We start from the raw sequence: 22,301 nt of genomic DNA, 5'->3' as shown, positions 1-22,301 counted from the left end.
AGGGATTAGCGGCGTTGTGGGGCCGCGGCGGTGGTCGGGTTGTGAGGGATGAGGTGGGGCTGGTCGCGGATCGCCGTGATGGTGGAGTCGCGGGGCCGCTGGCTGGTGGCGGACGTGCCGAGGTTCTGAGGGTCGAGCTGGAGGCGGTCGCGGGTGACCGTGATGGCGGGATCGCGGGCACGCAGGCAGGTCGCGGCCGTGCTGGTCTTGTGAAGGCGGACGTGGGGGCGTTCGTGGGTCGCCGTGACGGCGGCGTCGTGGGGACGCCGGCCAGTGGCGACTGTGTTGCGGCCGCGAAGGCCGTTGTCTCGGCTGTCGGACGCCGCCGCCATGCCGGAATGTTGGTCGGCACGGTGTCGGCGCTCGCGTCGACCGCCGTCCTCGCTGCGGGTCCCTCCGGAGCAGAGGCGGATTCGCGCCCGATAGGCTTCAACGCCCACGCTACGTCCACCTCGGCCGTCATCGAGATCGACGCGGGCTCGCTCACCGTCGAAGACGGCGTCCTGCGGATCGCAGCGGACGACGGCCGTGTGCTCGCCGCTGCCGAACTCGCTGCCCGCGTAGACGATTTCGTCTTCCCGATCGCCGCCGAGATCACCGACCGCACAGTCGTACTGACCCCGCAACTGGATCCCGAGCACGCGACCTACCGCCCGGTGACCCTGCCTTTCGAGGACCAAGCCCCGTGGCGTTCGGAATACGACCGCGAACGCGACGCCTGGACCCGCCTGACCTCCACCATCGCCACCGGCGTAATGATCGGCACGCTGGTCGGCGGAATCGGCGGCGCCGCAACGGGCTGTGTCCTCGGCGGCCTGGCCGGAGCGACCATCGCCTCGGCCACGATCATCGGCCTGTTCGGCCCCTTCCTCCCCGCCGCCCTCCTCGGCTGCCTGGGCGGCGTCGTGGCGATGGGCCCCCTCGGCGCCGTCGCGGGCCAACTACTGGTCTCGGCCCCGATCGCGATACTGGCCGCGGTGCAGTACTTCACCACGATCACCGCGGCCATGCCCACTCGATGACGCCCGGTCGGCACGCCGAACCATGGCGACGTGCCGACTCGGCATCCGAGGGAGTCAGGCGGCCGATCAAAGCGGCCACAGTCGCCCCTCGGGGCGGTGTTTTCGGACAGTCCCACGCCCCGGCGGCCCAGAGCGAGGGAATGGTGGGAAGCACCACGCACGTTGTGGATGGCGTGGGGCAGCGCGTCGCGGCATCGGTCATGTTCGACACGCCCAGAACGCGTCGGCGATTCAGTCGGTCACGGATCCAAGTAGAGGCGCTCACACGGTAACCGGACGAGACCGCGCGTTGGGCCGGGCATGACTGTGATCGGTTCACGCTCGTGGGCGTGCCACTCAGCGATGAAGCGGAGAGCTGCAGTGCGGCACGCGGCATAGTCCAGTCGGATTCCATGCAGGAAGATGCTCAGGTGGAGGTCCGGTTCGCCGGGACGGGGTGTGCTGGGATCGGTCACGCGGCGCAGGCGACGAGGGCGTCGAGGACTGTTTTCAGGCACGGACGGTAGCCGTCGCGAGCTGGTTCTATCCATCTGCGGTAGGTCCCTTGGTCCGTGGGAGAGGGCAACGCGACAATGCCGAGTGGCGGAATGATGATCGAGTTCGTGCGGAGCAAGGTGCGCGTGTAGAGCGAATGGTCATCGACCTCAGCCGAGTAGCCCGTGAGAAACGTGTACCTACGCGATCGGTGCCATACGATCGGTCCCGTCCACGACCGGGCGAGTAGGTACTCCCGGATGGCGGTGCCGAGTGGTTCCGGCGTGGTGACCGCGCGGACTCGACCGCCGATGGTGACGGCGATGCGTCCGGATTCATCAATGTGGCAGGGCAATTGGCAGACGGTGCGGTAGTAATGGCAGCGGCCGAGCGCGTCCGCTACGGCGGATACGGACATAGTTACCCCCTGGATGCTCGTACGTGTGGGTGCGCCCGGTCCGACATGTTGACGGCGTCGGATCAGGTGCGAAGGGGTTCGCGGCGTCACTTACTCCGGGCGCAGTGATAGCTTGACGCTTCAAACGAAAGTGATCCACGGCACTTAAGAGATGCCTATGATGTGCCCATGCGACGCAAGCGGCTGATCGACGCGCGGAAGGCATCGGGGAAGACTCAGGAGCAGATCGCAGAGTTCGTGGGGGTCGACAGAACGACACTAGGTAAGTGGGAGCGTGGTGAGTCCACGCCGCAACTGACGCAGCGGGAGCGGTATGCCAACGCGATCGGTGTGTCCATGCGTGAGTTGGACGCGATGCTGAACGGTGTCGTCCCGCAGGTCGACGAGGTACCAGAGTGGGTGGTGGCTTATCTCGGAATGGAGCAGTCGGCGACCAGGATTCGCACCCACGAGCCTCGCGCTGTGCACGGGCTTTTGCAGACTCCCCGGTACCTTGCGAGCATCGGCAGCACCGTGGGAATCGTCGGAATGTCGGAAACGTCTATCCAGCGGACGATCGACCAGCGACTTTATCGACAGAAGCGGGTACGCAATGGTGATTTGACGATTGACGTCGTCCAGCCGGAGTCGGTTCTGCATCTTCGTACGGGCGACAGTTCGGTGATGGCCGAGCAGCTGACTGCGATGGCTGATTTAGCGGACCTACCGAACGTGACGATCAGGATTGCCCCCTTCGACGCAGGGATGTACGAAGCTCTGCGGATGGGGGACTTCACGATCATGGCACACCCGTGGGGAGGTGCCGAGCGGGTGCATTTCGAAAGGCATGGGAGCGGGCAGTTCGTCACCGACGTCGCCGAAGTTGCTTCCTTTTCCGCTGTGTTCGACCACGCGTGCCGGACAGCGCTGTCCCCGAGAGAGTCGCGCCAGTACATATTGCAGCTGGCCGAGCAATGGAGTCAGCGCTCGTGCTGAGCGGGGTTGAGGTGCAGCGCTCGAGCTCGGTGCGGGGCTGAAGAACATTGAATCTGGGAGTAATTCAGCTCTACCAGCCCGAGGACTTGCATCGAGGTCGCTGCGGTTCCAAGGGGACTGGTCCGCAACACCAACGCACCAGAAGCCGAAGCACTAGAATTCACCCGAGCCGAGTTCGCCGGTTGGCCGGAGGGATGCAAAGCGGGAGAGTTCGACGACCTCGCTGTCTGACGCCGTGGGTGGCGTGAGCGCTCCTCGATCTTGTTGCGGCGCACGACCGACCCGACCGCACCGATCAATCGTCTGCGAACGCCGCGGCCGCCGAGTTACCGCGGTGCCGTTGTTGTCGCAGGCGGAGCGGGGTCGACGAGTCGTACCTCCAAAGGGGCTACGTTTGCGTCGAGACGTACGGCAGGGCTGTAGACGCCGTCGGGAGGAAGATACCCGCGGATGTACGCGGCTCGTTGAACCGCACCGTCTTTTGTGAACACGAGAATGCTGCCACGCTCGGTGAAGATGGGTTCCATCTCGACCTGAGCGCCGACGAACGCCTCGACTTTCGCACGTGTGTCGGCGGTCATGACGTAGACCCGGTCCCAATCGCCGCCGGTGAGATCGCGGAGCAAAGCTGAGCCGTGCGTGCGGAAGAGTTCGTCCTTCTTCGCCTCCAGATCGGTGTCCTCGATCAGGTGTGGACCTGTCGGCCGAGGCTCCACGAATTCGAGATTGCGCGGGTGGCCGGGCGCCAGAATCTCGACGTCTGCGGTGTAGAGCCCTGAAATCAAGGGCACATCAATCCAACTCGCATGCTGAACACCGTTCCCTCGCGCGAAGACCAGCACTGACGCGCCATTCCTGGAGAAGGTGTCCTCCATCTCCACTGGTGCACCGACTTCTCGCTCCACCTGTTCCCGGCCGAGGTATTCCTGCTGGTACACGTAGACGCGGTCCCAACTTCCGCCGGCAAGGTCGCGCAGCCGCGCGGAGCCGCCCTTCCGCCACAGGTCGTTCAACTGTGCGGACAGCGCCTTGTCCTCACTCAAGTGCGGTTCGAACGGGCCGCCAGCCACATATGCCAGAAGTCCGACCACCGCCAACACCGGCACAGCGACGAGAAGAACGCCCCACAGCGCCCTGCGAAGCCACTTTCCCTTAGTAGTAGGTTCCGTTCTTGGGCTCACCGCGCGTCACCTCCGGGTCGTGACCACCTCGCGCCGGGGGCTCTCTGTCGGTAATCCCCGTATCGCCGAATGGCACCTGGTTGCTGTACTTCAGTTGTCCGTCGGGTCCGACGACAACCAATTGACCGTTTTCTACCGCCTTCTTCGCAAGCTCCTTCAGTTCGGTGGGCGACGCATTCGGATGCTCGGCTTGGATTCGACGACCGACCTCGTTGTTGTGCAGGTCCATCGCCTCCGCACTCGCGTGTGAAGTCGGACCGTCGATGCGCTCGTGCGCAGTCGTGTACGCGTTTGCCCAGTCCTGGCCGAATTCTTTGGACAGCAGAGTGTTCCAGTAGGCGTGCCGGAATGCGTCGGCGTGACCGTCGCCCACACCGCCCGCACGCGGCTTGTCCTCGAAGATCGTCGTTCCCTCCTCCGAGGCGGCCTGCTCGATCATGGCGAACGTCAAGACCCCATGCAAGTCCAGTTCTGACAGCATCCGCGCCTCACTGGCGGTAACTCGTCTGGGCTCGAACCCGGCGGCGGCCAAAGCCTTGCCGAACGCGCTGTCCGGATCGGTAGGGAACATGACCATTCCGTCTGGATCGGGTGTGACATTGTATTTGGCCAGCAGACGCTCATGGAGCGTCGCCGGTCCTGCCCCGGCGGGTCTGCCCTTGATCTCGGCTACTTCGGCTGGATCGGTCGCGAAGCGGTCCGCTGCCGACGGCGGCGCCAGCAGTCGAATATCTTTGATGACCTGAGTGATCTGAGGTGCCCACGTATCCATGGAGGAACCGATGTGCTTGGCTTGAGCCTGCAGACTGACGGTGTCATTGGTGGCCCGATCCTTGTCACCGCCGTCGGGCGCATGAACCGTCCAGTCCTGGTCAACCGTAAAGCCCTCGGACATGAGCAGCAGCGCTGTGGACGTCAAAAATGAGACGGCGTAGGACATGTCGTTGTAAGCGCCGGTCGCCAGTTCACCGAGCCGACCGTGCGCATCGGCGATCCTGCGAACGTCCTGGTACTCCTGATCGGCGCGATCTGTCGCGGCGCGGCTCGCGGCGCCCGACCACTCCAGTGCCTGGATCTGCCTGCGCATCGCGTCGGCCGTGGCGTTGAGCCCCTTCTCGACATTCTCTGCACGTTCGCCGAGCGCCTTCAAGGCCGATACGTCCAACGATCGAGACTCCGTACCAGCAGAGATACTGATGAGGTCGGCGAGCTTCGGAATCCACATCGGTAGGTTCTCGATTCAGTTCAACTCGCCCATGGCGTTCAACTGGTTGGCCAGATCGACGTCCACGCCGTGGAACGTTGTCGCCGTGAGATACAGCAGATGGGCCATCCATCGGTACCGTTTCTCGATCACGATCTTGGCCTGCTCGCTCGCGCCATCGGCGTCGCCGAGCGCGGTGGCGATCGGCGAATCACGCAGAGACTTGATGCAGTCAGCGGCATCCAGACGTGGCGTCTTCACTGGATCTTTGACGTCGTCGGCAATGAACTCCAACACGCGCGCTGCGTCTGTCAGCGTCACGGGGTCGATCTGCACTCCAGCCACCCCCACATCAACGGTTCCGGAGCGTACAGCGTACATAGCGGCATGATCAGGCTGCCAGGGGTGGGGTATGAAGTCGCTGCGCGTGGGCTTCTTCAGGCGAGCAGCCGGTCGAGATTCCGAAGCCTGCGGTGAACCCTACGCCCTCGAAATCGTTGTGGGCGTGCCGGTCACAGGTCATTGCCGCAGCGCTTGCGCGGCATCATGCTCCATTCTGTGTGCGGGCTACCGGGATGTGTGTGACCATGTCTTGCTCCAGACCTGCGTCACCAGGGGGAATAGTGAGGCAACACCGGAAAGAAATGCTGGTAAAAACTATTCGCGAATTGGTCGCGAATCGCCGTATCTCGACCGAGGAGCTGCTCGCCCAGCTCGACGTCCGGGGGTTCCGGCGGCTGGAACCAACGGATCTGTTCATGCTTTGTCATGAGCACCGCATCGCGGAGTTCGACAAAACCACGGAGCATTGGTACGACCCGGGGCGTCCGGAAACGAAAGCGGCCAGCGAGACCGCGGAGCGGGCGCACGACGCGGTCGCGGACAAGACGGCCAAGACCAGCGCGGCGTTCCGCCATGAGCTTCACCTGCTGCGTGAGCGTGTCGTTCGGACCTTTGAGGCGCCCGTGACCGCTGCCAGCCCAGTCGCACCTGGCTGGAAAGATATGGCCACAGCCGCACGCTCGGCGCTGACCCGGGAGAAGAGCGCGGTCGTCAGCAAGACGGGATGGCAGAACATCGAGCTGATCGACGGAGAGATTCTGGAGGAGACTCCAACCCGGCGGATCGTGCGGTACGAGATCCAGGGCAGCGATAACGTGCGTGAGGGGACCGTAGCGTCTCTCCTGCCACCGACCGGCGCGGCAAAAGACCATAGGGGCGGGGTGGATGTCGAAGTGCTCACCCAGTACGGGTCGGAAATCACGCTGGACATGCGCGCGAACGAGCCTTTCTGGAAGCAGGCTCGTCTCAAATGTGATCTGTCGTATCTCGTAACCGAGCAGATCGGGAAAATCTCCGAGCTACTCCAGGGGCCGACGCAAGGATTCGATTCCGCCGCCGCCATACAACCCGTTTCGACTGCCGGCGTGCTCGAACGGGTGCCGCCGATCGAGCCATATCCCGTGGCGGGACTGAACGAACGACAACGCCTGGCGGTCGCGCACGGACTGTGTTCTCGCCTCACTTGGCTGTGGGGGCCGCCGGGCACCGGTAAGACGACGACGCTGGCCGTCCTGCTCGCCGAACTTCTCGATGCGGGCAAGACAGTGCTGCTTGCTGCCCCGACCAACGCGGCCATCGATGTTGCGTTGAGCGCTCTCCTCAGGCGCCGACCGCAGTTCTCGACCGGCGAGGTGGTGCGAATCGGGCCGACCGTCGACGACTTTCTGACAGACCGTCGTCCCGCCGTCCTCCTAGACGAGATCGCCGCCGCTCAGGGAGCCGAACCGGCACGCAGACTGGTGGAGATCCGGCGCGAACTGGCCGAGCTGCGCGCTCGCCACCGCGCCATCCCCGCACGCGAGGCGAACCGCGCCCAGGAACGTGTCGCGTTGGTTCGCAAGATCGCCGATCTAGAAGGATTCTCCAAGGGGCTCGTCGCACTGCTCGGCGAAATACGCGATCAGGTGATCCAGGAAGCGCAGCTGATCGCGTGCACGGCACACCAGGTGGTGCTGAAAGAACCGGTGCGAGGCAAGGACTTCGACGTGGTCGTCATCGACGAGGCGAGCATGATGACCGCGGCTATGACAATGCTCGTCGCGGGTACCGGTATCGGGCACACGATCGTGGCGGGCGACTTTCGGCAGCTTCCACCGATAGTGCAGTCCAACGACCCGGAAGCTCGTGAATGGCTGAGTCAAAGTGCATTCGAAAAGTCTGGGGTGGCGAAGGCCGTGGGCTCGGCTTGTCCGCCCGCGAACCTTGTCGCACTCGAGACCCAACATCGGATGCGGCCGGAGATCGGCGATGCTATCGGACGGTCCTTCTATGCTGAGGTGGGACTTCGGACGGCGGCGTCGGTTCGTAGCCGACCGGCTCGCACGATCCCACTCGGCGAACCGGAGATGATCCTGATCGACACCGCGGAGCTGCGGGCTCCGCTCGCTCGACGCGAAGGCATGTCGTCTCGATACAACGTGATGCACGCCCAACTGGCTGCCAATGTCCTCGCGGGCCCATTGAGCGCCGCCGCCGCATCAGGAAGCATAGGCCTTATCAGCCCGTTCGCGCCGCAGGCGAAGCTGATGCAAGCCCTTGCGCCCGAGGATGATCCGCGAGTTCTCGCCTCCACCGTGCACCGATTTCAAGGCGGTGAGACCGATGTGGTGCTGTACGACGCCGTGGAAAGTAGCGGCAGCGGACTCGACCTTCACGACTGGTTCAAGAGAACATCCGCGGGTAGTGAAGGCGCCCGGCTGCTCAACGTCGCCATGAGCAGGGCGCGGGAGCAGGCGATCATGCTCGCCGACATGGGCCGTATCCACCGCAGCCGGCCGGCGTTGCGGACGCCGGTGCGGGAGTTCCTGCAGAACCTGAGTCAGGATGCGCGGCAATGGACGTGGCGTGAGGTAGCGCATGGATCAGGGCCCACACGCATCGAATACAGCCTGGCACTCCTCTGTGACGATATCGCGCACGCGGCGGATAGCGTCCAGATCTTCTCGGCCACGGTGGACGGACCGGTAACCCCGTCGATACTCGATGTGCTCACGAACCTTCCCGACAGGGTGAAGATCGAGTTCTGGTTCGGCCCCTCGGGTATCGGCTCCCTGGTCGAGCGTGCGCTACGCGACCACCACACCACACTCCATCCACTGCAACAGTGCCGTGAGTCGTTCGTGGTCACCGATTCCGTGCTCTGGTCAGCGCAGGCCCCGATCCTCGGTCGGGATCCTGGCGTGCTGCTGCGCAGCGAACACCCCGACCTCGCCCAAGCGGTACGACGCCAATCGTTGCGCCGCCACATCAACGGCGTACCGGGCACGGGCGACGACCCCGAACGGTGCGCCTGCGGGACACTCCGGATGCGCGCTGAGATCAATGGCGGGCCGAGGGCAGGAATACGCAGTGTGTGCCCACGGTGTGGCGAGTGAACGTCGCTCACCTCAGCCGTTCGTTCTTGTGAGTCCCCCAACGAATCTACCCCTACACTTGGACAGGAAGGATCGAAACGGGTTGGCCCGCAGCAAAGTTCGATTCCGACTCCTATGCTCGTTCCGTGAACCCACCGCCTAGATCGGTTGCCGAGAGCTGGGCCGATTCCCGAAATTTCTATGCAGCAGTGCTTTTCGCGGAGGCGCGAACAGTGGCGCTGCCGCCTGGTCAGCCTGTGCTGAGCGGTTGGTACCTGCTTCGATTCCACGATGACAGCTTCTATGTCGGCGAATCTGTGAACCTCCGAGGCCGGATGGTTGGGCACCGCGCGAAGTGGGGCGACGAGATCGCCACGGTGCGGTTTCGGCCGGAGATAGCGTCGAAACAGAAACTCAAGCGGCGTGAGCGAACCTTCACCCATGAGTTGGAGGCGCTCGGCGTACCGCTACGGAATGTGATCAACGCGAGAGTCACCGCTGGGCGCGACGCCCTCGAGGAATTGCTGCCCGTCGGTGAGCAGGATCGGTGGCTGGCCGACCCGCTGGTCTACAACTCCGCCGATGCGACACCGCTGAAGCCGATGCCGGCGCAGGAGGTCCGATACGCGGCAAACGCGCGTCGGTACCAAGCGAGGCCGGGGGCTGATGAGGTCACCGCGCTGCTTCGCGCCTTTTTGGACTCTTCGGTTCCCGTGCCGCGCGCGACTGAGTTCCAGTATTGGTCGGTCAGCACCGGGACCTATGGCGGCAAGCGCCGTTTCTGTGTGAGCGTCGGTGCGATGGAGGTATTCGTCGTCTCCGACGAGTTGTCGGGCTTTCTCAATGTCCGCCGCAGCCTGCTGGTTCCCACCGCCGAGGCCGAACACGAATTCCTGCGTCGACATCCTCGGGTGCGGTTGTCGTACGGCCGGTATGCCGACGCGGGAAGTGACGATATCGCGGTGCAGTGCTGGACTCTGGACAGTCTCCAGCGCCTTGTCGATGACCCACGCGTCACCACCGCAGCGGCCCGATTAGTCCTCGACATCATGCGTAAGCACTTCTGCATCTACACCCGTTACCACTGTCCGCAACTGGTGCAAGCGGTGTACCCCGAACACCCGCGGCCAGGGTTGCCGAGGGATGCCCCGACGAAAAGCGCCGAAGCCGTGCGGCAACCGCCCACATTTCAGGACAGCAGCGAATCCGTCGACGACGGGGCATGGGTATCGCTCAGGCGTTCGATGCCGATGGGTTGAGCGGTTCGGTAACTGGTGAAGTGATCACATGAGTTGTGGCTAGTCATCAGCGCGACGGCCGACGTGAGGGGGTTGGTCGCATGTTCCTACCATTGGTAGCATTCAGGTCATGGGCAGTAGTAAGAAGTACTCGATCAGCCTCCCGGAGGAGCTCGCTGAGCAGGCTCGAGCCCATGTTGGCCCGGGCGGCTTCTCCGCCTATGTCGCCGAGGCGTTGGAGCAGCGTGTCGCGATGGACAAGTTGGGGGAGCTGGTGGCCGATTTCGAGAAGGACAACGAGCCGCTGACTCGTGCGGAAATCGATGAGGCGCGGGCGGAGTTGGGCTTCGAGCGGCGGCGTCGGGGTTCGCGCGGATCGGCCGCCTGATGCCGGATGTGCTGTTCCTCGACAGCGAGAGTCTGTCCCTGCTGTACCGGAAAGATCGCCGCATGCTTGCGTGGGTGCAGGCTGCCAAAGAGGACGGCGTGCGAGTGGCCACCACGGCTATGACGACGGTGGAAGCGGACTACAGCAAAGTGCATGCTGCCCGGATCGCATGGACACTCTCGCAGATCGACGTGCATGCCGTGACTCGAGAGTTGGCTGCGCAGGCCGCTGCACTGTTGCGCGAGCGTGGCCTTGGTGGCCACAAGTACGCGATCGACGCCGTTCTGGCTGCGTCGGCCCGCTCCGTTGGTGGGCTGGCGACGGTGGTGACCTCGGACCCCGAGGACATGGCCTTGTTGTGTGGCCCGGAGATCGAGATCGTCAAGGTGTGAGCTTGTTGGAGCAGTGAGCAGCGATCGGGGCAAGACGCTGTATCGCAGCTCTGACAGCGACCTCGCTCGGTGTCTCGACCGTCATCGTCCGCAGATACGAAACCGGGCCGGCTCGCTCAAAGGATTGAGCGAGCCGGCCCGGTGTCAGTTCAAGGAACTAACTAGTCGGCTCGAACGCCTCCGCGATGATCTCCGCCTGCTCCACCGCGTGCACCTTGCTCGACCCCGAGGACGGGGCCGACATCGCGCGGCGGGAGATGCGGCGCAGTCGGGTGTTGGCGAAGCGGGCCGGGAGGGTTTCGGGGAGGTTGAGGCCGAAGAAGGGCCAGGCGCCCTGGTTGGCCGGTTCCTCCTGGACCCACGCCAGGTCGGTGGCGTTGGGGTAGCCCTCCACGGCCTCGTTGAGGCGGCGGGTGGGCAGCGGGTAGAGCTGCTCGATCCGCACGATGGCGACGTCTTCGCGCTTCTGCTTGGCCTTTTCGGCGGCGAGTTCGTAGTAGAGCTTGCCGCTGGTCATCAGGACGCGCTTGACCTTGCTGCGGTCGCCGATGCCCTGCTCGTAGGCCGGTTCGTCGAAGACCGAGCGGAACTTGCTCTCGGTGAAGTCCTTGAGGTCGGAGACCACGGCCTTGTTGCGCAGCATCGACTTCGGGGTGAAGACGATCAGGGGGCGGCGGATGCCGTCCAGTGCGTGGCGGCGCAGCAGGTGGAAGTAGTTGGCCGGGGTGGACGGCACCGCGACGGTCATCGAGCCCTCCGCGCACAGCTGGAGGAAGCGCTCGATGCGGCCGGAGGTGTGGTCCGGGCCCTGACCCTCGTGGCCGTGCGGCAGCAGCAGCACGACGTCGGAGAGCTGGCCCCACTTGGCCTCACCGGAGGAGATGAACTCGTCGATGATCGACTGCGCGCCGTTGACGAAGTCACCGAACTGCGCCTCCCACAACACGAGAGCGTTGGGGTTGCCCAGGGAGTAGCCGTATTCGAAGCCGACGGCGGCGTATTCGCTCAGCGCCGAGTCGTGCACGGCGAACCAGCCGGGGTTCTCGCTGCCGATGTTGTGCAGCGGGGTGTACTCCTCGGCGGTCTTGCGGTCGATGATCACCGCGTGCCGCTGGGTGAAGGTGCCGCGGCGGGAGTCCTGACCGGTCAGGCGCACCGCGCGGCCCTCGTCGATCAGCGTTCCGAACGCGAGCAGCTCGGCGAAGGCCCAGTCGACCTTGCCCTCGTAGGCCATCTCGCGGCGCTTCTCCAGCACCGGCTTGACGCGCGGGTGCACGTTGAAGCCGTCGGGCACGTTGAGGAACGCGTCGCCGATGCGCTGCAGGATCGACTTGTCCACGGCCGTCACGACGGACGCGGGCACCGGCTGGTCGCCCTCGACCGACTCGCTCGGCCCCGGCGAGTACTTCTCCAGCTCGCGGACCTCGTTGAACACCCGCTCCAGCTGGCCCTGGTAGTCGCGCAGCGCGTCCTCGGCCTCTTTCAGCGAGATGTCGCCACGGCCGATCAGGCTCTCGGTGTACGCCTTGCGGACCGAGCGCTTGGTGTCGATGACGTCGTACATGTACGGCTGGGTCATCGACGGGTCGTCGCCCTCGTTGTGGCCGCGACGGCGGTAGCAGATCATGTCGATGACGACGTCCTTGCGGAACTTCTGCCGGAAGTCGACCGCCAGGCGCGCCACCCAGTCGCACGCCTCCGGGTCGTCGCCGTTGACGTGGAAGATCGGAGCGCCGATGAACTTCGCGATGTCGGTGGAGTACTCGGTGGAGCGGCTGTTCTCCGGAGCGGTGGTGAAGCCGATCTGGTTGTTCACCACGATGTGGATGGTGCCGCCGACCCGGTAGCCGCGCAGACCCGACAGGTTCAGCGTCTCGGCGACCACGCCTTGACCGGCGAACGCGGCGTCGCCGTGCAGCATGAGCGGCACGACCGAGAAGCCCTCCGGGCCGTCGCCCTTGTCCAGCAGATCCTGCTTGGCGCGGACCAAGCCCTCGAGCACCGGGTCGACCGCCTCCAGGTGCGAGGGGTTCGCGGTGAGCGAGACCTCGATCTCGTTGTCGCCGAACATCTGCAGGTAGGTGCCCTGCGCGCCGAGGTGGTACTTCACGTCGCCGGAGCCGTGGGTGGCGGCCGGGTTCATGTTGCCCTCGAACTCGGTGAAGATCTTCGAGTAGGGCTTGCCCACGATGTTGGCCAGCACGTTGAGCCTGCCGCGGTGCGGCATGCCGATGACGACCTCGTCGAGGCTGTGCTCGGCGCACTGGTCGATCACCGCGTCCATCATCGGGATGACGGCCTCGGCGCCTTCCAGCGAGAAGCGCTTCTGCCCGACGTACTTGGTCTGCAGGAAGGTCTCGAAGGCCTCCGCGGCGTTCAGCCGGTTCAGGATGTACTTCTGCTGCGCGACCGTCGGCTTCGCGTGCTTCTGCTCGACCCGCTCCTGGATCCACTGCAGCTGCTCGGGCTCGAGGATGTGGGTGTACTCGACACCGACGTGGCGGACGTAGGCGTCGCGCAGGACCGACAGCACGTCGCGCAGCTTCATCTGGTCCTGGCCGTGGAAGCCCGCCACGTTGAACGTGCGGTCCAGGTCCCACAGGGTCAGGCCGTGCTGGGTGACGTCCAGGTCTGGGTGGCTGCGGAACTTGTCCTTGACCAGCCGCAGCGGGTCGGTGTCGGCCATCAGGTGGCCGCGGTTGCGGTAGGCCGCGATCATCTCCAGCACGCGCGCGCTCTTGTCGACGCCGCGTTCGCGGATGTCCTTGCGCCACCGGATCGGCTCGTACGGCACGCCGAGACCGTGGAAGATCTCGTCGTAGAACTCGTCGGCGATCAGCAGCTGGTGAATGGTGCGCAGGAAGTCACCGGACTCAGCGCCCTGGATGATGCGGTGGTCGTAGGTGGAGGTGAGCGTCATCAGCTTGCCGACGCCCAGATCGGCGATGCGCTCGTCGGCCATGCCCTGGAACTCGGCGGGGTACTCCATCGCGCCCGCGCCGATGATCGCGCCCTGACCGTTCATCAGGCGCGGCACCGAGTGCACGGTGCCGATGGTGCCCGGGTTGGTCAACGAGATGGTGACGCCGGAGAAGTCCTCGGCGGTGAGCTTGCCGTCGCGGGCGCGGCGGACGATGTCCTCGTAGGCGGTGTGGAACTGTCCGAAGGTCATCGCCTCGCAGCCCTTGATGGCCGCGACGACCAGCGAGCGGCTGCCGTCCTTACCGGGAAGGTCGATGGCCAGGCCGAGATTGGTGTGCGCGGGGGTGACCGCGTTCGGCTTGCCGTCGATCTCGGCGTAGTGCCGGTTCATGTTCGGGAACGCCTTCACCGCCTGCACGATGGCGTAGCCGAGCAGGTGGGTGAAGGAGATCTTGCCGCCCCTGGTGCGGGCGAGGTGGTTGTTGATGACCAGGCGGTTGTCGATCATCAGCTTGGCCGGGATGGCGCGCACGCTGGTCGCGGTGGGGATGCTCAGCGAGGCGGACATGTTCTTCGCCACCGCGGCGGCGGCGCCGCGCAGCACCTTGGACTCGTCGGCAGCGGTGTCGGCCTGCTTCGGGCCGGAGGTCGGCGCGGCGTTGGACGTCGGCGCGGGGGTGGTCTTCGGGGTGCGTGCGGTCACAGCGGCGGGCTTGGCGGCGGCCGGGGCGGGCTTGGCGGCGGCCGGGGCGGGCGCCTTCGGGGCGGCGGGAGCGGCGGCAGGCTTGGCGTCGTTGCGCGTGGCGGCGGCGGGCTTGGGGGCCGTCGGAGCCGGTGCGGGAGCGGCAGCCTGCGCGGGCGCGGGGGCGGACTGGCTGTTGCCGGAGTCGCCACTCGCGTCAGGCGTGTAGTCGGCCAGGAACTCGTGCCAGCTCTCGTCGACCGATGATGGATCTTGTTTGAACTTCTGATACATCTCGTCGACTAGCCACTGGTTCTGTCCGAACTGGGATGTTGAGCTGCTCACAGCAGGTGTTCGCCTCATTTCGTTCTTCGCGCTGCGACGTTTGTGACGTGCCCGGCACGGGGATCAGCGGATTGCGCGCCGATGCGCCCTATCTGAGGATAGGCCCCGCAGCAAATCGGCCGATTCACTGACCACCCGACACCCCCGACCCTATTGGTGATGACCCGGCGTCTTCCGAGAATATTCCCTCCGACGCCTGCGCCGCTGCCCACAGCCGGGCATAGGGGCCACCCGCCGCGAGCAGTTCCGCGTGCTCGCCGAATTCCACGATTCGCCCGTGGTCGACCACCGCGATCCGGTCGGCGCGCGCGGCGGTGCCGAGGCGGTGCGCGACGATCACCGTGGTGCGGTCGCGGCTCAGCGATCGGCTCGCTGCCAGCACCGATGCCTCGGTGTCCGGGTCGAGCGTCGCGGTGGCCTCGTCGAGCAGCAGCAAGTCCGGAGCGACCAGTTCGGCGCGGGCCAGCGCGATCAGCTGCCGCTGTCCGGCCGACAGGCCGCGGCCGCGCTCGCCGACCGGGTGGTTCATGCCTAGCGGGAGGCCGGCGATCATCTCGGTCGCACCCACCGCCGCGGCCGCCGCGGCGATCTCCTCCGGGGTCGCGAATGGTTTCCCGAATGCAATGTTGCTCGCCACATCCCCCGTGAACAGGTGAGATTCCTGGGGGACGATGCCCAGCCGTGAGCGGTAGTCGGCGAGGCGGTAGTGGCGGACGTCGACGTCGTCCACCCGGATCGCACCCGGAGCACTTCCTTCGGGCGGAGCGAGGGCCGTGCGGTCGCCGGAATCCGCGGGCAGGTCGTACAGCCGCGCGAGCAACTTGACGACGGTCGACTTGCCCGCGCCCGTCGGACCGACCAGGGCCAGGGTGGAACCCGCCGGAATACGCAGCGAGACGCCGTCCAGCGCAGGAAGGCGACTGCCCGGGTAGTGGAAGCGGACGTCGTCGAACGCCACCTCACCGCGCAGCCCGGATCCGATGGGCACCGGGGCGGCCGGGTCGGCGGCGATCGAGGAGGGGGTGCGCAGCAGGTCGCCGATCCGGCGCAACCCCACCCTGGCCTGCTGGTAATTGTCGAAGACCTGGGACAACTGCAGGATCGGCACGAACAGCAGCTCGAGATACAGCACGAAGGCGACCAGGGTGCCCGCGCTGGTCGCGCCGGTGGCGACCTCACGCGCGCCGAAGAACACCACCGCAGCCAACGCCACGTCCGCCCATCCGACGACGAACGCGAAGTACAGCGCGATGGCCCGCTGCGCTCGCAACCGGCTGTTGCGGTAGCGCTGCGAGTACTCGGCGAAGCGGCGGGCGGCGCGCGGCTCGTGCCGGTTCGCCTGCACCGCGCGCAAGCCCGTGACGTTCTCCTGGAAGTCGGCGTTGACCGCCGACACGTGCTCCCGCGACACGGTGTAGGCGGCGGAGGAGACCCGCCGGAACAGCACCGTCGCGATCGCGAGGGCGGGCACCGTCGCCAGCACGACCAGAGCCAGCGACACATCGATGACCAGCAGCGCGACCGTGATGCCGACCAGCGTCAGCAGCCCGACCAAGCTGGTGGCGACGCCGGTCTGCAGGAAGGTCGACAGCGCGTCGACGTCGGTGGTCATCCGCGTCATGATCCGCCCGGACAGCTCGCGTTCGTAGTAGTCCAGACCGAGCCGTTGCAGGTGTGCGAAGCTGCGCACCCGCAGGGCGAACAGCACCCGTTCCCCGGTGCGCGCGGTGAGCAACGTGGTGGCCGCGCCGACCGCCAATCCCGCCGCGGCCAGGACCGCGCCGAGCACCGTCGCGCGGACCAGCGCCGCGCCGTCGTCGCCGAGCACGCCGCCGTCGATCGCGTAGCGCACCAGCGGCGGGAACGCGATGGCGATCACCGCGTCCGCGGCCAGCAGCGCCATCACGGTGAGCACCAGCCCGCGGACGGGGCGCAGCAGGCGTGCGAGCCGGAACTGCGGATCCGGCTCGCGGATGCGTTCGGAATCCATGCCCGGCTGCTCGGTGGCGGGCGGCAGTTGCGCGATGGTCCGGCGCAGCTCGGGCGTCTCGCTGATGTCGGCCGCCGCCGCGCCGAAGCGCCTGCCACCGTCGCCGACTCGCCTGTCCGGGGCCGAGGTCGCGTCCGGCTCGGGAACGGGGTGCCCGGCGGGCGCGGGCAGGCGGATCACGCGATCGGCGTGGGCGAGCGTCGACTCCCGGTGCGCGAGGATCAGCGTGGTCCGTCCGCCCCGATCGGGCAGCGCGTCGAAGATCGCGGCCTCGGTCACCGCGTCCACCGCGGAGGTGGCGTCGTCGAGCACGAGGATGCGCGGACGCGCCAGCAGTGTCCTGGCCAGCGCGATCCGCTGGCGTTGGCCGCCGGAGAGGGTGAGGCCGCGCTCGCCGACCACCGTGTCGTAGCCGTCGGGCAGTTCGGCGATGAATTCGTCCGCCGCGGCTTGGACGGCCGCCTGCCTGATCTCCTCGTCGGTGGCATCAGGTCGCCCGAGCGCGATATTGGCCGCGATGGTGTCGGAGAACAGGAACGGATCGTCGAAGACGACGCCGATGGCGGCGCGCAGGTCGGCGGCGCGCACGTCGGCGATGTCGACGGCGCCACGGGTCCCGGCGCGCGAAGTCGCGGCGTCGACCGCCCCCGCGTGCGGCCCGGTGGCGTCGGTGAACAGCCGGATGCGGCCCGCGTCCGGCGCGTAGAACCGTGGCAGCAGCAGGGCCAGCGTGGACTTGCCCGAGCCCGCCGGGCCGATGACCGCCACCGTCTCGCCGGGTCGTACGCGCAGGTCCAGCTCGCGCAGCACCGGCCGATCGGGATCGAAGCCGAAGCTCAGCGCGTCGATCTCGATGCCGAGCGGGCCGTCCGGCAACTCGACCGGGCGCTCGGGATCGGCGATGACCGGCGCGGTGTCGATGACTTGGAAAACTCGCTCGGCCGCGGCCCTGGTCAGCTGCGCCATGACGATCACGGAGGAGAGGATGCGCGCGGTGCCGGTCATGACGGCGACGTAGGCGGCGAACGCGACGAAGGTGCCGATGCCGATGCTGCCGTGCAGCGCGAGCAGTCCGCCGAGCGCGATGACCGCGACCATCCCGAGCTGGGGAATCGCCGCGACGGTCGGCGCGAAGCCCGCGTCGATCCGCGCGGCGCGCATGCGCTCGGCGAACAGCTTCCGACCGTGCCGCTCCAGCAGATCGACCATCCGCGCTTCCTGACCGAAGCCCTTGACCACCCGCACCCCGGTGACCGTCTCTTCGACGTGCTGGGCGAGATCGGCGGCGCGCTGCTGGGCGGACCAGGTCGCCGCGTGCAGGCGCGGCCGCATGCGGTAGACCACCACACCGATCACGGGCACCACCAGCAACGCGACGGCGGCCAGCGGCGGGGAGAGCCAGATCATGACCGCGGCGGCGAGCCCGAATTCCAGCAGCGCCATGCCCGACAGCGGCACCATGGCCAGCAGGCCTTGGACGAGTTGCAGATCGGTGATCGATCGCGACACCACTTGCCCGGTGCGCAGGGTGTCCTGCCCGACGCCGTCGAGCCGCTGTAGCGCGCCGAGCAGCTGGACCCGCAGCGCGTGCTGCACGTCGAGGGAGAGCCGCCCGGCCAGCCAGCGCCGCCCGAATCCGGCCCCGGACCGGCTCACGGCCAGTACCAGGATCAACCCGGCGACAACGCTGATCACCGCCGTGTCACCGACCCCGGCCGCGTCGACGGCCCGTTTGGTCAGCAGCGGACCCGCGGTCTCGACGATCGCACCGCCGAGCACCGCAGCGGCGAGGCCGCCCAGCACCGCGCGGTGCGGCAGGCATTCGGCCCACAGCCTGCGTATCCAGCCCGGACTGCATCCCCCGTCCACGTCGTTCGCCCGTCCCCTTCGTCGTACCGTGTTCGTCATCGACGGTACCGACACCGGCCGACAAGCCGTTGTTCCCGGCGGACGCTCAGGTCACAGGTCGCGGGTGCGCAGCTGCCACCAACCGGCGGCGCCCAGACCGATGGTCCACAGCAGCAGGACCACCACGGCGGCCGGGGTGGGAGCGAGGAAGTCGCTGTCGGGATAGGAGCCGACCGCCACGGTGCCGACGGTGGCGGAGACGGGCAGCAGGGTGACCACGCCCGCGATGCCGAGACCGCGCGCGATCAGCCAGATCAAGGGCTCGGCGATCACACTCCAGCCGAGCACCAGCGCCACCGCCCTGGTCGAGGACCGCAGCAGGATGCCCGCGCTCGCGCCGATCAGCGACCAGCAGACCGCGGCGAGCAGCCCGCCGCCGAGCACCGCGAAGAACTCCCCGCCGACCGCGATCTTGTCGTGGCCGACGCCGAACAGCGCACCGACCGAGACCAGTTCCACGGCCACCGCCGCCGCCAGCGCGCAGCCTCCGATGACGAGGAACTTCGCGGCGGCGAGCCGGTCGCGGTCGGGAGAGAACAGCGTGGTCACGGCCATGCTGCGGTACTGGTACTCCGCGCCGGTGGCCACCGCGCCGAAGACCGCCGCAGCCAGCACGACGAAAGCGAGGCCGACGTAGAGCCCGATCGTCGCCGCGCCGGTGGCGGGTTGCCCGCGCGGATCCGGCGGCCCGGCCAGGCTCGCCGACGCGACACCGGCCAGCAGCGCCACGACGAGCGGCGCGGCGGCGAGCGCCCGCCCGCGCGGCACGGTGACGACCTTGCGCACCTCGGAGTTGACGTTCGGCACCAGGTCCGCGGGCAGGATGGCGATCATCGTGGGATTCCGTAGGGCGTCGGCGAAGGTGGCTGGGCGACGGGCGCGGAGAGGCCCGGGTAGTGCGGTGCGGGCGCGGCGGTGGATTTGGTCAGCGACGCGAGCACGCGGTCGGGATGGATCGGATCGGGCACGATGCTATCGATGCGCACCTGCGCCGCCGTGGCCGCCGTCCTGATCTGTGCCTCGCTCGCTTCGGCGACGGCGAGGCGGCCGTCCGGCCGGATCACCGCGTCCGTGAATCCTTGTGCCGCGAGCACGGTGGCCAATGCGATGGGCGTGGACGCGGCGACTACCAGCCGGTCCGGATGCCCGCGCCGCAAGCGCGCCGGGGTGCCTTGATACACCACCGCGCCCTCGCTCAGCACGACCAGTTGGTCCGCGGCGGGCAGCACGGCGCCGAGGCTTTCACTGGTCAGCAGGACTGTGCCGCCGCGACGGCTGTGCTTGCGCAGGAAGTCCTGCAGCCAGCCGCGTTCGGCGGGGTCGAGTCCGTCCATCGGGTCGTCCAGTACCAGCAGCGGGGGATTGCCGAGCAGCGCGGTGGCCAGGGCCAGCCTGGTCTGCTGCCCGGTCGACAGGACGCCGATCTTCGTTCCGGCGTGCTCGTCCAGGCCGACCAGCTCCAGCACTTCGCTCACCCGGCTGTCGACGACGTTCGCCGCGGCGGCGTAGATCCACAGGTGTTCGCGCGCGGTCCGGGCCGGATGCAGTCCGCGCGGCGCGAGGACGCCGCCGATCACGCTCGCGGAGCCCGCGCCGTCCGGCCTGGAACCGGGCCCGCCGACGGACGCCGTCCCCGAGGTCGGGGTCAACAGCCCGAGCAGCACCCGCAGGATGGTGGTCTTGCCCGCGCCGCGCGGACCGACCAGTGCGGCGACGGTGCCGGAGGGCACGGTGAAGCTGACGTCCGTCACGGCGGTCGCCAGCTCGTACTGCTTCGTCAGTCCCCGGACCGCGAACGCGATCGGTCGCGTCCCGCTCATCGCGGAGTGGCCGGAGGTCGTGGCTTGGCCGGGTCGATCGCGGTGAGCGGATCGGCCTCGACGACCAGGTGCCGGTCGACCGGCCACGTGGCGGGCGGAGGCCCGAATGCCTTGCGCGCGTTGGTGATCGTGGCCTTGCCCAGGGCGCGGTTACCCGCGCCGCCGATCACCGCGCCGATGCCGGCGGGCAGCACCTTGCCCGCCATCAGCGCGGCGCGCTTGGTGATGAACCGGACGATGAACCGCTTCAGCAGCGAGTCGTTCATGCTCGACAGTCCGGGGATGCGATTGGCGAAGGCCGTGCCCCAGTTCTTCGCCGACGTGCCGACGCTCTTCTGGACGATCTCCATACCGCTCTCGCCGAGCACGACCGCCAGTACGAGGGCCCTGCGCTGCTCCTTGTCTTCCGGTGTGATGCCGTGCACCGCGGCAACCGCGAGCGTGAACACCGCCGACGCCTCCATGAAGAAGGTGGTCTCCGCGCTCACCGCGGCGATGGCCGCGACCGTGCCGACGCCGGGTAGGGCCGCGGTCGCGCCGACCGCGCCGCCGCTGCCGGTCACCGCGAGCAGGTACTGCTTCTCCAGCCGGTCGATGATCTGTGCGGGGCTCTCGTCGGGGTGGGAGCGGCGAATACGGTCCACGTACTTGGCGACCGCGGGGGCCTGCAGGCGGGACCCGGTGTCGAGCAGTTCGACCACCGTCTTCTCGAACGCGCCTTTGAGCATCGGCGGCATCCTCCTCTTCCGGTCTGCTGGGTAGAACTGTATGGCACCGGTTGCCGTCAGCTCGTCATGACAACGAAGTACCCAGCCGCATCGGTTCCACCGGCGGCTGCCTCGCTTGCGACCCGGACGGGTGTGCCCTCAAACGGAAGTGTGGATCGCGGGCACGCGTTCGTCCGATGGCGGAGGGGGCGGCGGGGTTCCGTCGCCGAACGGTCTGCCGCCCAGGGCCTCTCGGCCGTGCGGGGTCAGCCAGTTCGCCAGATCGGGGCCCTTGGGGACTATGCCGGTCGGGTTGATGTCCCGGTGCACGACGTAGTAATGCTTCTTGATCTGCTCGAAGTCGATCGTGTCGCCGAAGCCGGGGGTCTGGAACAGGTCGCGCGCGTACGCCCACAGCACCGGCATCTCGTCGAGCTTGGACCGGTTGCACTTGAAGTGCCCGTGGTAGACCGCGTCGAAGCGGGCCAGCGTGGTGAACAGTCGCACGTCGGCCTCGGTGATCGTGTCGCCGACCAGATACCGTTGTGCGGCAAGGCGTTCGGAGAGCCAGTCCAGCCGGGCGAAGAGCCGGTCGTAGGCGGCGTCGTAGGCGTCCTGCGCCCCGGCGAACCCGCAGCGGTAGACGCCGTTGTTGACGTCGCGGAACACCGCGAGGTTCACCTCGTCGATCTCCGCGCGCAGGGGCTCCGGGTACAGCTGGGGCGCGCCGGGCCGGTGGTACTCCGTCCACTCGGTGGAGAAGTCGAGCGTGATCTGCGCGTAGTCGTTGGTGACGACCTGGCCGGTGGGCACGTCCACCACGGCGGGCACCGTGATGCCGCGCGGGTAGTCCGGGAACCTGGCCAGGTAGGCGTCGCGCAGCCGCGGGATGCCGAGCACCGGGTCGACACCGCCGGGATCCAGATCGAAGGTCCAGCTCAGCTTGTCGTGCGTGGGTCCGCACAGGCCCAGCGAGAGCACCGGCTCCAGCCCGAGCAGACGGCGCACGATCAGCGTGCGATTGGCCCACGGGCAGGCCCGTGCCGCGACGAGCCGGTAGCGCCCCGGCTCGACCGGATAACCGTCGCGGCCGTCGGCCGTGATCCGGGTGGTGATGTAGTTCGTGTCCCGCTTGAACTCGCCGGGCTCGACGTAGGAACCGCTTGCGCTGGCCGACTTGGTCACATCGACAGTCTTGCAGATCGACCTCGTACGCTGA

Annotated in this window: 17 protein-coding genes and 1 pseudogene; 7 read left to right on the top strand and 11 right to left on the bottom strand. The window is 67.3% G+C overall.

Annotated features, from left to right (window positions below; translation table 11 throughout):
• Positions 1-5: 5 nt before the first annotated feature.
• Positions 6-332 carry a hypothetical protein gene (locus ON21_RS22615; protein ID WP_039800488.1) on the bottom strand — a complete coding sequence of 109 codons (327 nt, stop codon included), beginning with the start codon at positions 330-332 and terminating at the stop codon, positions 6-8.
• Positions 333-338: 6 nt separating this feature from the next.
• Between ON21_RS22615 and ON21_RS22610 the strand changes: the two genes are divergently transcribed.
• Positions 339-1,022 carry a DUF8020 domain-containing protein gene (locus tag ON21_RS22610; protein ID WP_039800486.1) on the top strand — a complete coding sequence of 228 codons (684 nt, stop codon included), beginning with the start codon at positions 339-341 and terminating at the stop codon, positions 1,020-1,022.
• 451 nt (positions 1,023-1,473) lie between these two features.
• Here the strand turns inward: ON21_RS22610 and ON21_RS22605 are convergent, their stop codons facing one another.
• Complete coding sequence (locus ON21_RS22605; RefSeq protein ID WP_039800484.1) at positions 1,474-1,914, bottom strand: hypothetical protein; 441 nt, start codon at positions 1,912-1,914, stop codon at positions 1,474-1,476.
• Between the two features lie 168 nt (positions 1,915-2,082).
• Here ON21_RS22605 and ON21_RS22600 point away from each other — a divergent pair, with 168 nt between their 5' ends.
• Both ON21_RS22600 and ON21_RS37290 read left to right on the top strand, forming a co-directional pair.
• On the top strand, positions 2,083-2,889 hold the full coding sequence (locus ON21_RS22600; protein WP_157170923.1) for a helix-turn-helix domain-containing protein: 807 nt from the start codon (positions 2,083-2,085) through the stop codon (positions 2,887-2,889).
• An 81-nt stretch (positions 2,890-2,970) separates the two neighbouring features.
• Positions 2,971-3,120: pseudogene (locus ON21_RS37290) on the top strand (DUF397 domain-containing protein); the annotation flags it as partial.
• A gap of 95 nt (positions 3,121-3,215) precedes the next feature.
• Here ON21_RS37290 and ON21_RS35995 read toward each other — a convergent pair.
• The 3 genes from ON21_RS35995 to ON21_RS22585 are packed head-to-tail and all read right to left on the bottom strand — an operon-like array spanning position 3,216 to position 5,610.
• On the bottom strand, positions 3,216-3,995 hold the full coding sequence (locus ON21_RS35995) for a hypothetical protein (RefSeq protein WP_051021224.1): 780 nt from the start codon (positions 3,993-3,995) through the stop codon (positions 3,216-3,218).
• 46 nt (positions 3,996-4,041) lie between these two features.
• Positions 4,042-5,295 carry a DUF6973 domain-containing protein gene (locus tag ON21_RS35990; protein WP_157170922.1) on the bottom strand — a complete coding sequence of 418 codons (1,254 nt, stop codon included), beginning with the start codon at positions 5,293-5,295 and terminating at the stop codon, positions 4,042-4,044.
• Between the two features lie 15 nt (positions 5,296-5,310).
• On the bottom strand, positions 5,311-5,610 hold the full coding sequence (locus tag ON21_RS22585; protein ID WP_039800482.1) for a hypothetical protein: 300 nt from the start codon (positions 5,608-5,610) through the stop codon (positions 5,311-5,313).
• A 308-nt stretch (positions 5,611-5,918) separates the two neighbouring features.
• Here ON21_RS22585 and ON21_RS22580 point away from each other — a divergent pair, with 308 nt between their 5' ends.
• From ON21_RS22580 to ON21_RS22565, 4 genes are all read left to right on the top strand, one after another.
• A complete protein-coding gene (locus ON21_RS22580; protein ID WP_169332721.1) occupies positions 5,919-8,711 on the top strand; it encodes a DEAD/DEAH box helicase in 2,793 nt (930 codons plus the stop codon).
• 125 nt (positions 8,712-8,836) lie between these two features.
• Positions 8,837-9,949 (top strand): GIY-YIG nuclease family protein, encoded by a 1,113-nt coding sequence (locus ON21_RS22575; RefSeq protein ID WP_157170921.1) that lies wholly within the window; start codon positions 8,837-8,839, stop codon positions 9,947-9,949.
• A 109-nt stretch (positions 9,950-10,058) separates the two neighbouring features.
• Positions 10,059-10,316: a hypothetical protein gene (locus ON21_RS22570; RefSeq protein ID WP_039800480.1), complete on the top strand. Its 258-nt coding sequence runs from the start codon at positions 10,059-10,061 to the stop codon at positions 10,314-10,316.
• The gene (locus ON21_RS22565) at positions 10,316-10,708 is read left to right on the top strand and encodes a hypothetical protein (protein ID WP_039800479.1); all 393 of its coding nucleotides are present in this window, start codon (positions 10,316-10,318) and stop codon (positions 10,706-10,708) included. The genes ON21_RS22570 and ON21_RS22565 overlap by 1 nt, the downstream gene beginning before the upstream one ends.
• Before the next feature lie 157 nt (positions 10,709-10,865).
• On the opposite strand, the gene ON21_RS22560 is transcribed toward ON21_RS22565, so the two are convergent.
• The 6 genes from ON21_RS22560 to ON21_RS22535 form a co-directional block, all read right to left on the bottom strand.
• Positions 10,866-14,675: a multifunctional oxoglutarate decarboxylase/oxoglutarate dehydrogenase thiamine pyrophosphate-binding subunit/dihydrolipoyllysine-residue succinyltransferase subunit gene (locus tag ON21_RS22560; protein ID WP_083880808.1), complete on the bottom strand. Its 3,810-nt coding sequence runs from the start codon at positions 14,673-14,675 to the stop codon at positions 10,866-10,868.
• A gap of 106 nt (positions 14,676-14,781) precedes the next feature.
• A complete protein-coding gene (locus ON21_RS22555) occupies positions 14,782-18,555 on the bottom strand; it encodes an ABC transporter ATP-binding protein (protein WP_051021221.1) in 3,774 nt (1,257 codons plus the stop codon).
• A 51-nt stretch (positions 18,556-18,606) separates the two neighbouring features.
• Positions 18,607-19,389, bottom strand: coding sequence for an ABC transporter permease (locus tag ON21_RS22550; RefSeq protein WP_039800477.1), 783 nt, complete (start codon positions 19,387-19,389; stop codon positions 18,607-18,609).
• Entirely contained in the window at positions 19,386-20,375 is a 990-nt protein-coding gene (locus ON21_RS22545; RefSeq protein ID WP_039800476.1) for an ABC transporter ATP-binding protein, read from the bottom strand. The genes ON21_RS22550 and ON21_RS22545 overlap by 4 nt, the downstream gene beginning before the upstream one ends.
• Positions 20,372-21,103, bottom strand: a complete 732-nt coding sequence (locus ON21_RS22540) for a hypothetical protein (protein ID WP_051021220.1) — start codon at positions 21,101-21,103, stop codon at positions 20,372-20,374. The genes ON21_RS22545 and ON21_RS22540 overlap by 4 nt, the downstream gene beginning before the upstream one ends.
• A gap of 138 nt (positions 21,104-21,241) precedes the next feature.
• Positions 21,242-22,267, bottom strand: a complete 1,026-nt coding sequence (locus tag ON21_RS22535; protein ID WP_039800474.1) for a glutathione S-transferase family protein — start codon at positions 22,265-22,267, stop codon at positions 21,242-21,244.
• Between the last annotated feature and the right edge of the window lie 34 nt (positions 22,268-22,301).

The sequence above is a fragment of the Nocardia araoensis NBRC 100135 genome (genome assembly GCF_000308435.1).
Classification (GTDB): domain Bacteria; phylum Actinomycetota; class Actinomycetes; order Mycobacteriales; family Mycobacteriaceae; genus Nocardia; species Nocardia araoensis.
Note: the sequence above shows the minus strand (reverse complement) of the source record. Positions and strands in the feature narration are given on the sequence as shown.

Excerpts from the sequence above, each read along its gene's own strand:
- ON21_RS22605 (WP_039800484.1), bottom strand. The coding sequence starts at position 1,914 with ATGTCCGTATCCGCCGTAGCGGACGCGCTCGGCCGCTGCCATTACTAC.
- ON21_RS35990 (WP_157170922.1), bottom strand. The coding sequence starts at position 5,295 with ATGTGGATTCCGAAGCTCGCCGACCTCATCAGTATCTCTGCTGGTACG.
- ON21_RS22540 (WP_051021220.1), bottom strand. The coding sequence starts at position 21,103 with ATGCTCAAAGGCGCGTTCGAGAAGACGGTGGTCGAACTGCTCGACACC.
- ON21_RS22565 (WP_039800479.1), top strand. The coding sequence starts at position 10,316 with ATGCCGGATGTGCTGTTCCTCGACAGCGAGAGTCTGTCCCTGCTGTAC.
- ON21_RS22570 (WP_039800480.1), top strand. The coding sequence starts at position 10,059 with ATGGGCAGTAGTAAGAAGTACTCGATCAGCCTCCCGGAGGAGCTCGCT.
- ON21_RS22550 (WP_039800477.1), bottom strand. The coding sequence starts at position 19,389 with ATGATCGCCATCCTGCCCGCGGACCTGGTGCCGAACGTCAACTCCGAG.
- ON21_RS22560 (WP_083880808.1), bottom strand. The coding sequence starts at position 14,675 with ATGAGGCGAACACCTGCTGTGAGCAGCTCAACATCCCAGTTCGGACAG.
- ON21_RS22580 (WP_169332721.1), top strand. The coding sequence starts at position 5,919 with ATGCTGGTAAAAACTATTCGCGAATTGGTCGCGAATCGCCGTATCTCG.
- ON21_RS22555 (WP_051021221.1), bottom strand. The coding sequence starts at position 18,555 with ATGACGAACACGGTACGACGAAGGGGACGGGCGAACGACGTGGACGGG.
- ON21_RS22600 (WP_157170923.1), top strand. The coding sequence starts at position 2,083 with ATGCGACGCAAGCGGCTGATCGACGCGCGGAAGGCATCGGGGAAGACT.
- ON21_RS22610 (WP_039800486.1), top strand. The coding sequence starts at position 339 with ATGTTGGTCGGCACGGTGTCGGCGCTCGCGTCGACCGCCGTCCTCGCT.
- ON21_RS22615 (WP_039800488.1), bottom strand. The coding sequence starts at position 332 with ATGGCGGCGGCGTCCGACAGCCGAGACAACGGCCTTCGCGGCCGCAAC.
- ON21_RS22545 (WP_039800476.1), bottom strand. The coding sequence starts at position 20,375 with ATGAGCGGGACGCGACCGATCGCGTTCGCGGTCCGGGGACTGACGAAG.